The 12021-nt window shown below is 41.4% G+C and carries 12 protein-coding genes; 8 read left to right on the top strand and 4 right to left on the bottom strand.

The window, feature by feature from the left end; genetic code table 11:
• Positions 1–35: 35 nt before the first annotated feature.
• The 5 genes from G0029_RS10165 (at position 36) to G0029_RS10145 (ending at position 6001) form a co-directional block, all read left to right on the top strand.
• Positions 36–1751 (top strand): AAA family ATPase, encoded by a 1716-nt coding sequence (locus tag G0029_RS10165; protein WP_180003112.1) that lies wholly within the window; start codon positions 36–38, stop codon positions 1749–1751.
• Between the two features lie 243 nt (positions 1752–1994).
• Complete coding sequence (locus G0029_RS10160; RefSeq protein ID WP_180106688.1) at positions 1995–2915, top strand: LysR family transcriptional regulator; 921 nt, start codon at positions 1995–1997, stop codon at positions 2913–2915.
• A gap of 69 nt (positions 2916–2984) precedes the next feature.
• Entirely contained in the window at positions 2985–3251 is a 267-nt protein-coding gene (locus tag G0029_RS10155) for a gamma-glutamylcyclotransferase family protein (protein ID WP_227591810.1), read from the top strand.
• Positions 3252–3505: 254 nt separating this feature from the next.
• The gene (locus G0029_RS10150) at positions 3506–4516 is read left to right on the top strand and encodes a sensor domain-containing diguanylate cyclase (RefSeq protein ID WP_180106686.1); all 1011 of its coding nucleotides are present in this window, start codon (positions 3506–3508) and stop codon (positions 4514–4516) included.
• Positions 4517–4834: 318 nt separating this feature from the next.
• Complete coding sequence (locus tag G0029_RS10145) at positions 4835–6001, top strand: CynX/NimT family MFS transporter (RefSeq protein WP_227591809.1); 1167 nt, start codon at positions 4835–4837, stop codon at positions 5999–6001.
• 32 nt (positions 6002–6033) lie between these two features.
• Here the strand turns inward: G0029_RS10145 and G0029_RS10140 are convergent, their stop codons facing one another.
• Positions 6034–6489 carry a DUF441 domain-containing protein gene (locus G0029_RS10140; protein ID WP_111885075.1) on the bottom strand — a complete coding sequence of 152 codons (456 nt, stop codon included), beginning with the start codon at positions 6487–6489 and terminating at the stop codon, positions 6034–6036.
• 151 nt (positions 6490–6640) lie between these two features.
• On the opposite strand from G0029_RS10140, the gene G0029_RS10135 reads away from it, so the two are divergent.
• The gene (locus G0029_RS10135; RefSeq protein ID WP_180109736.1) at positions 6641–7360 is read left to right on the top strand and encodes a pseudouridine synthase; all 720 of its coding nucleotides are present in this window, start codon (positions 6641–6643) and stop codon (positions 7358–7360) included.
• Between the two features lie 133 nt (positions 7361–7493).
• Here G0029_RS10135 and G0029_RS10130 read toward each other — a convergent pair whose 3' ends face one another.
• From G0029_RS10130 to G0029_RS10120, 3 genes are all read right to left on the bottom strand, one after another.
• Positions 7494–7937: a GNAT family N-acetyltransferase gene (locus G0029_RS10130; RefSeq protein WP_168378877.1), complete on the bottom strand. Its 444-nt coding sequence runs from the start codon at positions 7935–7937 to the stop codon at positions 7494–7496.
• Between the two features lie 98 nt (positions 7938–8035).
• Positions 8036–8383, bottom strand: coding sequence for a type II toxin-antitoxin system RelB/DinJ family antitoxin (locus G0029_RS10125; RefSeq protein ID WP_078189014.1), 348 nt, complete (start codon positions 8381–8383; stop codon positions 8036–8038).
• Between the two features lie 112 nt (positions 8384–8495).
• Entirely contained in the window at positions 8496–9401 is a 906-nt protein-coding gene (locus G0029_RS10120; protein WP_180109735.1) for a pseudouridine synthase, read from the bottom strand.
• Between the two features lie 135 nt (positions 9402–9536).
• Between G0029_RS10120 and tsaE the strand changes: the two genes are divergently transcribed.
• Entirely contained in the window at positions 9537–10016 is a 480-nt protein-coding gene (gene tsaE / locus G0029_RS10115) for a tRNA (adenosine(37)-N6)-threonylcarbamoyltransferase complex ATPase subunit type 1 TsaE (RefSeq protein WP_180109734.1), read from the top strand.
• Entirely contained in the window at positions 10006–12018 is a 2013-nt protein-coding gene (gene mutL / locus G0029_RS10110; protein WP_180109733.1) for a DNA mismatch repair endonuclease MutL, read from the top strand. Before tsaE ends, mutL begins: the two co-directional genes overlap by 11 nt.
• Positions 12019–12021 lie beyond the last annotated feature (3 nt).

The following is a 12021-nucleotide window of genomic DNA, read 5'->3' as shown; positions in this document are numbered from 1 at the left end:
TTAGGCTATAGCCGTTCTTTTACGGTATAGGTCTTATGAAACAAGAAACTGCACTCAAGCTGCTCAAAGCAGGCGAAAATGTGTTTTTAACAGGTTCGGCTGGTGCAGGGAAAACTTATACTTTAAATCAGTACATCAATTATCTAAAAGCGCGCAAAGTACCGGTGGCAATTACGGCTTCTACAGGGATTGCTGCAACCCATATGAATGGCATGACAATTCATACATGGGCAGGGATTGGGATTAAAGATGCGATTTCCGAAGATGAGTTAAAGCGCTTAAAAGAACGTAAATATTTAAAAGAGCATTTGGAAAATGCCCAAGTTTTAATCATCGATGAAATTTCGATGTTGCATGCCAAGCAATTAAACTTGGTGAATAAAGTTTTAAAATTTTTTAAAGACAGTGAAGATGCTTTTGGGGGGATTCAAGTCATTGTTGCAGGTGACTTCTTCCAGTTACCCCCTGTGGGACGCAAAGGTGAATTAAACCGTGACAAGTTTTGCTTTATGTCTGAGGCATGGGTAGAAGCGAAGTTTCGCGTGTGTTATTTGACCGAACAACATCGTCAGGGTAATGACTATCTCAATGATATTCTAAATGCGATTCGTGCTCAGCAAATTACTGGCGATCATTTGCATGCTTTAAGGCAGACAAGTTCACAAAATATAGGTGAAACCTTTACGCGCTTGTATACCCATAATATGGATGTAGATAGTATTAACTATAAACATCTAAATGAAATTGAGCAAGAATCTCGCCAGTTTGATGCCCAATGTGATGGTAATGACAAACTGATCGAAACCTTAAAATCATCCGTGCGTGCGCCGGAAACTTTGACCTTAAAGAAAAATGCCAAAGTGATGTTTGTAAAAAACAACTTTGACGTGGGCTATATCAATGGCAGCCTCGGTGAAGTGATAGGTTTTGAAGAAGATGATGAATATGGCATCTTGCCTAAAGTAAAACTCACTGATGGCACGACCTTGGTGGTAGAACCTGAAACATGGTCTGTCGATAATGATGATGGTAAAACCATTGCCAGTTTCCAACAAATTCCACTGCGTTTAGCCTGGGCGATTACCATTCACAAATCTCAAGGGATGACCCTTGCAGCGGCTGAAATTAACTTGACGCATACATTTGAAAAGGGTCAGGGGTATGTGGCATTGTCGCGTTTAAAAACATTAGATGGTTTGCGTTTACTTGGTTTTAATGAACAAGCCTTAGAACTCGACAGTTTGGCGATTAAAGCCGATCGACGCTTTCAGGAACTCTCTGATGAAGCGGAAACCAATTTTGCAGAGGCTGATTTAACCGTTCAACACAAAGCCTTTATTCGCCATTGTGGCGGAACACTGAATGAAGTGGAAATCGAGCGCAATGAAAAGAAAATTGCCAAAACTGGTGCGAAACAAAGCTTTGCCACAGCGACTTTAGATCAAACTCGTGAATTGTTTGAAGAAGGTTATGAAATTCAAGATATTGCAGTGGAGCGTGGTTTAACACCTGCTACGATTATTAACCATTTGGCTCGTCTGCAAAAAGAGCAAGGTTTAGATATATCGGTGGCACATCCGGGAGAAGACGTGGTTGAACAGGTGCGTAAAATCTATAAACGCTTGGCGAAGCGACAAGACCCAGCACATTATAATGATGACGGCACGGTTAAGCTGCGCCCAATTGTGGAGTTGACCAGTCCACGCATGGGTTATGACCAAGTTCGTTTGGCTTTATTATTTGTGGAATAACACATTCTTTGGATTACATACATTTAAAGCCAGATTGATCAATCTGGCTTTTTTAATAAGGGCATCGTGTTTATTTTCATCCTTTGCATCTGCTTAAAAACGATGAATTGGTGATTAAAGTTCCAAATAAAACTTTAAATGAATAAAACTTAATAAAATAATGATAAGGTGAGTATAATTCATTAATGCTTTGCAAAAACTATTCGATTGCAAAGTTGCTCCCAAGTTTAGTTGAGAACAATCATGTTGGAATTACGCCATCTCAAAACCTTATTGGCACTCAGAGAACACGGTTCTTTGGTCGCTGCATCTAATGATCTGTGTTTAACGCCTTCTGCACTTTCACACCAGTTGAAAGAGCTAGATCATTGGTATGGGGTAGAGGTGGTGAACCGACGCACACGTCCTGTTACTTTTTCGAATGTTGGGCAACGTTTACTACGCCTTGCTGATGACATTTTGCCGCAAGTTCAAATTGCGCAATCGGACATTACACGTATTGTGCATGGTCAAACCGGCCGAATTATTTTTTCTTCAGAATGTCATAGTTGCTTTGATTGGCTGATGCCGTTATTGAATGTCTACCGTCAGCAATACCCCGATGTAGATTTAGACTTTGCCTCTGGCTTTGAAGCCAATCCGCATGAACTATTACAAACGGGCGAGTTTGATCTTCTGATTACTGCAGATCCTATCAATTTAAAAGGTGTGGAATATTTCCCAATCTTTGAATATGAGTCTCGTTTGGTATTGTCCAATACACATCCATTGGTTCGTGCGACAAATGTGACTGTTCAAGAATTAGCAGATGAAACGCTGATTACCTATCCGGTCGATAAACATCGTTTAGATATCATGGCGAAATTATTTTTACCGGCCAATATTCAGCCTAAACACGTCCGTACCACAGATTTGACCCAGATGCTGATTCAGTTGGTTGCAAGCGGTCGTGGCATCGCGGCATTACCTGATTGGGTCGTGAATGAATATGAGCAAAAAGGTTGGGTGACCTCTCGACGTTTAGATTGTGTTTCACCTGAAGGTTTAAGACGGACCTTGTACGCAGGCTATCGTACCGAAGAGGCTGAAAAAAGCTATTTTGAAGGCTTCCTAAAACAGTTGGCGAAATTCTCACAAAAACGCAATCAATATTATTCCAACTAAGGAGGAGCTATGACTCAGAGTCTTTTTGTATACGGGACATGACGTCTAGGTCAGCCCAATGCACACGTGATGGAGCGTATTGGTGGCGAGTGGAAGAAAGGTGTAGTTTGGGGTGAATTAGAACATAAAGGCTGGGGTGCGGCGATGGGCAGTCCGGGTATTCGTTTATCGAAGGCAGGTCAAGCCATTGAAGGCTATGTTTTTATCTCTGAAAACTTAGCAGCACATTGGGCGGCTTTAGATGAATTTGAAGGGGCTGAATACCAACGTGTGGCTGTCGATGTGCAATTGGAAGGCGGAGAATGGATGCAGAGTGAAATTTACGCGTTGAAATAATATCGTGAGGGAGAGTCGTGAAATACGTGGGTCATCCATACATTATGACTTTCCCCAACCTGCGAAATATGTATCGATGATTCTGCTTGCTCTGTTGTTTCCTTGAGTGCATTTTCTTTTAAAGCGTAGTATCTCAATGAGTTGTATCTAAAGTGCTTGAATGCACAGAAATCACTTTAAGATTGCTATACAAGTGGATGAATAATTTTTAGAATTGAGCTGTATCTCACACTGAACCCTGTTTGAGCTCAATCATGCCGAATACTATAGAACCATCACCAACTCAACTCATGTCTGTGATTCAAACTCAGACAGCTATTGCCAAACTGGGTTTAGATCTAAATGCAGTGATGACCGTAGTGGCAGAACAGGCGCAGCAGATTACACATGCCAAAGGTGCTGTTGTAGAGTTGGCTGAAGATGGTGATATGGTCTATCGTGCAGTGTCTGGTGGGGCGAGTCATTTATTGGGTTTAAGACTACATATTGAAAATAGCTTATCAGGTCTATGTATTGCGCAGAAACAAACACTGTATTGCCAAGATTCGGAAATAGATGCACGGGTAGATCGCGTGGCATGTCGACGTGTCGGGTTGCGTTCGATGGCTGTGGTGCCATTGATTCACTGTGATGAAGGTGTTGGTGTTTTAAAGATTTACTCTGACCAAGTCGATGCCTTTCAGGAAGCCGACTTACATATATTGAGTTTGATGTCGGAGTTGATCGCTGCGGCGATGTACCATGCAACACGTTTCGGTGCGACAGAGTTATATAAATTGGCGACTCAAGATAGCTTAACCGGCTTAGCCAATCGGGCTTTGTTTGTCGACTTTTTACGCCAAGGGATAGAAAAAGCTCGCGCGCAGAAAAAAGTACTGGGTATCTTGATGATTGATATGGATGGTCTGAAGCCGATTAATGATCAGTTTGGACATCGCATTGGGGATGCTGCACTGAAAGAAATCGCGCAGCGCATTTTGCGTGAAACGCGTCAAGATGACTTGGTTGCACGCTTGGGCGGTGATGAATTTGCTGTGATCTTAACCAATATTGCCAACTTAGAACGTGCGCAAACGGCGATGAATCGAATCGCAGAAAGTTGCGGACTGCCGTTTGTATTTGAGCAAATGAGCTTGAAAATTGGTGCCAGTATAGGCATGGCTTTATTTCCAGAAGATGCTCAATCTATTGATCAATTGGTCGAAATGGCAGATTTGAAAATGTACGCCAATAAGCGTGAACGGAAACAAATCAATCCTAAATAACGTACTGCCTAAATATCTCACTGCTTAAATAATTCACTCATAGTTATGCAGGTAAATTCGTTCACTACCTTCATATTATCTAAAGTATCGCAAAACGTTTTGATGAAAACTTGTCCTGTCTCAAACAAATGCAGATGCCATGACTAAGTATCGTTGTTTAATTTAAATCAAAGTGCGCTTAGCATGTGACGGTGCAAGATGATTAAATAATTGAAAAATCATCTAAGGTCATTTGTTTTTTGACTCAAAATAATATTTTGAATTGTTAAGCTGTGCACTATTGCATGGCGAAAAGAGCATGACAATTCAATGAAAGGGATGTCAAAAGATTTATTCATTATTGCGGCAGGTTTTATTGCTGCAATGCATATCGGGAAACTACCGCCCGCAATACCTGTATTACAACAGCAACTCGGCATTAGCTTTATTCAGTCTGGTTTATTGCTCTCACTAGTACAGGGTGCAGGAATGTGCTTTGCATTGTTGATTGGTAGTTATATCCAAAAAATTGGATTTAAACTGTGTATCTTATTGGGCTTAAGTCTATTGACGATAGCAAGTGCATGGGGGAGCTTTGCACAAAGCTTTGATGTCTTGTTGCTACTGCGTGTCATAGAAGGATTTGGTTTCTTATTGGTGACACTCACAGGGCCTGCATTTATCCGTCAGCTTGTACCGCTACAGCACATCAGCGCAAAGATGGGACTGTGGAGTGCTTATATGGGCGGAGGTATGGGCATAGCCTTATTGGTTGCGCCATTTCTAATTGCTCAATATGGTTGGAGTGTGGTTTGGCTCAGTTTCGCTATGATTACTGCAGCATTACTACTCTGTATCGCTATGTTTATTCCTCAGCCTAATGTGGCGCTGAATACAACCCCTATTATTGGTCTCATTCGGGATACTCTGAAACATCCTGCAGCATGGCTTTTGGCGCTCATTTTTGGGACATATGCAGGGCAGTGGTTTGCATTGGTGGGTTTCTTACCGATGATTTATGCGCAAAATCAAATTTCAGCCGAATTGGCAGGTGCTTTAACAGCCAGTGTTGCCGTTGCGAATGCAGTGGGCACTTGGGGGTGTGGACTACTATTACAGCGTGGTTTTCAAGCTAAAACTTTAGTCCAACTGGGTTTTGCTGTTTTGATCATTTGCTCCTTAGGTTTTTATCTCTCTACAGATGCGTTACCGTTTTTACTGCAATATTTAACGGTGTTTAGTTTTTCGCTTTTTGGAGGCTTAGTTGCTGCGACGGTCTTTGCGCAAGCACTGCATTTTGCACCTTATCCTGCGGCAATCAGTACGACGGTCGGCATGATTTTACAATGCTCTGCCATATCACAATTTGTTCTGCCACCTGTGATTGCCACTGTGGTTTCACAGACTGGAGCATGGTTTTGGGCAGGTATTTTGATGTCAGCGTTGTCATTCGTTGGAATTATGCTTAGTCGGCGTTTATTTCAAATGCAGCATGGCTCAAATTAACATTTTGTTAAACCGCTATGTCAGCAACGGCCTTATTGCTTAATCCCAATCAGTAAAGACAAGATGCCTGCTGCAATGAGTGGGCCGACGGGTACACCACGCAGCATCGCAACACCTGCGACTGTCCCAATCAGTAGTCCGGCAACAACATCTGGCTGATTCGACATCAGTTTGACACCACGTCCGCCTAGCCATGCGACAAAGATGCCAATAGCGATTGCGACGAGGGATTTCCAACTTAAAAAGGATTTTAAAATTGAATCGCCGGGTATTTTCCCGCTAGCGATCGGCGTGAGTACGCCAATGGTTAAAATAATAATGCCAATGTTTAAGCCATATTGTTGCAGATAGGGGAAAAATTCACTTAAAGGCGTGATGCGGAAAACAATCAAGACACCTGCTGCTATGGTGATCGCTGTATTGTGGCTAAAGATGCCACAAGCCAATAACACCAATAACACGATCAGATTTAAATCCAACTGAGACATAGGATATTCGTGAGAAACTTCAATAAATAATCAATAGTGTAGCGCAGAAACATTAAAAACTGGCGTTCAAGATCATTTCTGCTATTTTTCCTGCAAGTTGGCTCGGTGTTCAGTATAAAATAGCAATATATGGTGTTTATTAGGTTGTTCTATGTTTTTGGATAAAATGCTGCAATCACAAGGTTTTGGTTCGCGTAAATATTGCCAACAGTTGATTAAAAATGGTGCGGTCGAAATACACGGTGAGATTGTAGATAATCCAAAGCAAAAGCTGGACTTGAATGATTTAACTTACAGTGTGCATGGACAGGACTATACCTATCGTGAGCATGTTTATATCGCGTTAAATAAACCCCAAGGTTATGAATGTTCGCATCAGGCAACCCATCATTTTAGTGTTTTTGAATTATTTGATGATGTGCTGTTAAATCGTGGTCTGCAATGCGTCGGGCGACTGGATCAAGACACCACGGGACTGTTGCTGCTCACGGATGATGGTCAATATCTACAAGCGCTGACACACCCTAAAAAGCATGTTGCCAAAGTATATTCAATGCATACCGCAGATCCTGTGACGCCTGAGCAAATACAACAATTAGAACAAGGCGTGGAGCTGCGAAACGAAAAAGGCATTTTCGCTGCAACCGATGTGCAGCTATTGGCTTCACAGCAATTACAAATGACTGTCCATCAAGGGGTATATCATCAAGTGAAGCGGATGTTGGCGGCTGTCGGCAATAAAGTTGAAACTTTACATCGTGCTCAAATAGGACAATTAAAGCTTGATGATCTCGCTGAGGGTGAATGGATCTATTTGAATGCAGCGCAAATTGAACAATCGAAATTTCGCGAAAATATCGCTCCACAGTAATGGGTACTGGGCTTTGATAGGTCATCATTTAAAGGATGAATGTGCGGTATTAAAGCCCATAAATATGTCTGCTAATTATTTAAAGATGCGTTTCTAATATGCGTTGATGATGTTTTTAATGCCTAGCAGAGCATTAGCGAATAAAGTAATGATAGGTTTGAAATTCATCATCTTTAATGAAGCCCATCGATTCATAGAGTTGATGTGAGTGATAGTTATTTTTTTGAGTTTCGAGGCTGATTCGAAGCGCACCTTCATGTTGAGCAAAGAGAACCGCAGTATCGATCAATTGTTTGGCTGAACCTTGACGACGATATACAGGGCTGACATAGACATCATCTAAAATATAGTAGGTTGAACAAGCTACAGATGAAAAGCCTAAATACAGTAAGATAAACCCAGTAATCACATCATCTTTTAAGCAAATAAAAATAACGCTTTCATTATTTTCAAAACGTTGTCTTAGAAATTTATATGAAATATCAAGATTAGATGAGGTGCCATAAAATTGGCGATATTCATCAAATAAAACAGCAAGTGGATGAAGGTCTGCTTCAGTTGCGCGTCGAACAATCATTTTTTTCTATACTCCATGCTATTTTTATTAGTCTTGCATGAAGCATATCGAATTTTCGAAATTGGTTGATTTATAAATTGTTTATAAATGCGACAGTGTTAAGTTTTGTCACCTTCACCCAAAATTGCATTGAGTTCTTCAAACAAGTCGAGATGATCATCATCTAGTAATGGATCATTATTCAAAATTTCTAATTCCGCAGGACTAATTTCAGTGGTTGAAATAGCTTGGGCTTCTTGTTGTTTTAATTTGCGTAACTTAATCAATTGTTCAATATTGATATTTTGGTTTTCAATAGAGAAGGGGATCGATTTGGTTAAAACAACTTGTTTAAAGAATAGACGTACAGCCTGTGCAGGTGTAATGCCTAATTGTTTAAAAACGGCAAAGGCCTGTTTCTTTTCCTGTGAATCGAGACGGATTTGGTAGACTTCAGTTTTTCTCATATTCTTAGAAAGCTTTTAAATACTTAACTTTTCGCATTTATTCTAATCAAAACTGTTATAAATTCAAGAAAGTTTGGCAGTATTTTATCAATTTAATGTAATGACAATAGATTTACAGTGTCAATTCATAGGCAGAACTGAATTGAAAAGCCTGCTCTGTCACAGGATCGATAAACTCAAGCTGTTTCGCAAGTAGTTGTAAAGGTTGGCTGAAATCGTCATCTGCCTTATGTTGTACTATTGGATAAAAGGGGTCATTTTGAATTGGAATGCCCAAAGCATTTAAATGTACACGAAGTTGGTGTTGCTTGCCGGTATGGGGATTTAATTCATACTTTGCATGGTTTCCATGCTGCTGGAGGAGCTTAATGTATGTTTCACTATTAGGCTCACCATCTACCAGTTGCATTGTATAAAAAGGCTGACCTTTTTCCATACGATAGCGAGTTGTGATAGGGAAATTTAATTCATCTCGATAAGCTGCAATGGCATGATAGGTTTTTTGAACTTGCCGCTTGGCAAACATCTGTTGATATAGCCCACGGCTTTCGACACATTTGGAGAAGAGCACCACGCCGGCAGTTTCACGATCTAAACGATGAATCGGTGTTAGGTGTTCAAGCTGCGTTTGTTTTTTGAGTCGAACCAACAAGGTTTCTTGTACATACTGACCGGTCGGACTCATGGTGAGAAAATGCGGTTTATCGACCACGATGAAATGATCATTTTCAAATAAAATCTGATGCTCAAAGGGAACATGGATTTCATGCGCTAAGAATCGATAATAATAAACATGACGATTTGCTTCAAAAGGACTGTCTATCGTTAAAACGTCACCATTAGCAGCATAGACTAGACCATCCTTAAATCGTTGTTGCCACTCCACTGCTTGGATATGAGGAAATTGCTCACACAAATATGTATAAACGGTAGAGGCTTGTGTGTGTTGACCGTCAAGGAAGACTTTGCTGGCACTGACACCATTGATCATCGGGGGAGTAAATTCAAAACTATGCATGAAGAAAGATCTAAAAACTGAGCAAATAAAGCAGAGAACACATCATGAAAAATGCTCAATCTATAGTGTGAACATATCCATTTTAGCCGGTGCGATGCTATCATATTTAATTCTTATGTACATGTTGTGAGTAATATGCAGTATTCATTCAGTCTGGAACTTAATAGTGAAGTCGATACCCAAAACTTAGCTACCGTACTGGCGACGCATTTTACGACGGGTGTAGCGTATTTAATTGGTGACTTGGGTGCAGGAAAGACCACGTTAACACGTTATTTTTTACAACACTTGGGTCATCAAGGTGCGGTAAAAAGTCCAACCTATACATTGGTTGAACCTTACAATATTCAAGGACAAGATATTTTTCATTTTGATTTATATCGTCTGAATGACCCCTATGAGCTTGAACTTATGGGTATCCGTGATTATTTAGAAACGCCGAACGCCCTATTTTTATTTGAATGGCCATCTAAAGGGGGCGACGAAATCCCTGCGGCTGATTTAATTATTAATATTGAAAAGTCTGCGGATGAAACCACTCGTACAGCGACTTTAAGCTATTCTTCAGAAACTTTGCAAAACGCTTTGGAGCAGAAATTTAACCATGCTGAATGAAATCAGTGCCCGCCGCATTCGAACGCTTGATCCTGCTTTAGCCAACCAAATTGCCGCAGGGGAAGTGATTGAACGTCCCGCTTCTGTGGTCAAAGAATTACTAGAAAATGCCATTGATGCAGGAGCGACTGAGCTGATTGTTCGTATTGAACAAGGCGGCAGTACACTGATTGAAATTATAGACAATGGTCGGGGTATTCACCCTGAAGATTTACCTTTGGCGGTCATGCGCCATGCCACAAGTAAAATCCAAACTGCTGAGGATTTACATGCCATTGTAAGTCTGGGCTTTCGTGGGGAAGCCTTGGCTTCGATCGCTGCGGTGTCTCGTTTGACATTGACCAGTAGCCAAAATGATGACGGTGTAGGCTATCAGGTCGAAGTAAATGGCACTGCATTTGATTCACAAGAAATTCAGCCTGTGGCAGCGACGCAAGGCACCACCATTCGTGTGCAAGATTTATTTTTTAATGTGCCTGCACGGCGTAAGTTCCTTAAAAAACCGGGGACTGAGTTTGGACATATCGAAGAAATTGTCCGTCGTTTGGCACTGACCCATTTTGATATACGTTTTGTCCTTGAGCATAACAATAGTATTAAGCTGAACTTGCCTATTGCAGACAGTGGCGCGCTCCGTTTTCAGCGGGTACAACAATTATTAGGCCGTCAATTTACTGAAAATGCGTACTGGATAGATGCTGATAGCGTCAATATGCGTCTCAGTGGTTGGTTAGGCCATCCTTCAGATGCACGTGCGCAGGCCGATATGCAATACGTATATGTGAATGGACGTATCGTAAAAGACAAGACCGTTTCACATGCACTTCGCATGGCTTATGACGGTATTTTGCATGGGCATCAACATGCCGCTTATTTGTTGTTTATGGAAGTCGATCCTGAAAATATCGATGTGAATGTGCATCCGACCAAGCATGAAATACGTTTTCTAAATCAACGTGAAGTACATGAGTTTGTCCGCCATTTTGCCAAATCAACATTAGCGCAATTTCAAACCGCGACCGCTGAATTGTCATCTGCAATGAAACTTGATGGGCAGGCACACGAAAATATTATTCCGCAGCCGCGTCATCAGGAACAATTTTCATTACATCAACCTCAGCCAGTTGCAGAGCAAGGCACAAATTTTGTCAGTCCAGAGATCGCAGGCGGGCTTACTGATTTTAGTTCGCTAACTGCTGTGCAATATGCGTCAAATCATGCGCCAACAGGTCAGGAAGCTTATACACAGCAATATTCAAATGCGTCGAACAATAGCACTGGATATCAGTCAAATATAGCGGGTTCCAGACAGCTCAATAATGCATTGCAAAGTTATTTAGCGCCTTTACGTCAAACTGAGTCTACAAATGATCCTGATACCGCTTTAGCTGAACATATTCAGCAGAAAGTTGATGAGCATCCTTTGGGGATTGCCATTGCGCAATTGCATGGTATTTATATTTTGGCCCAAAACACCGAAGGTTTAATCATTGTTGATATGCATGCGGCACATGAACGCATTGTTTTGCAACAGATGAAAACAGCTTGGGATAAACCTGAGTTTTGGACATCACAGCAGTTGCTGATTCCTAAAGTCGTCAGTATCAGTCGGATGCAAGCGATGCGCGTCGATGAGCTCAAAGAACAATTGGCACGCCTAGGTTTAGAAATAGACCAATATGGCGATGAGCAAGTCATTGTCCGAGGTGTTCCTGCCATTTTGCATAAAGCAGACTTTGATGCGCTGATTCCAGATTTATTAAATGATTTAGACCCAAGTGATCAGGTTGCAGGGTTACTACAAAAGCGGGATCAAATATTGGCAGGCATGGCCTGTCACGGCGCTGTACGCGCACACCGTATTTTAAGTCTATCTGAAATGAATGCATTACTGCGTCAGATGGAACAAACTGAATTTGCCAGCCAATGTAACCATGGACGTCCGACGTGGCGTGCGTTTCCATTGGCACAGCTAGATAAACTTTTTGCTCGGGGAGAGTAGTTT

The sequence above is a fragment of the Acinetobacter sp. YH12138 genome (assembly GCF_015218525.1).
GTDB classification, from domain to species: domain Bacteria; phylum Pseudomonadota; class Gammaproteobacteria; order Pseudomonadales; family Moraxellaceae; genus Acinetobacter; species Acinetobacter amyesii.
Note: the sequence above shows the minus strand (reverse complement) of the source record. Positions and strands in the feature narration are given on the sequence as shown.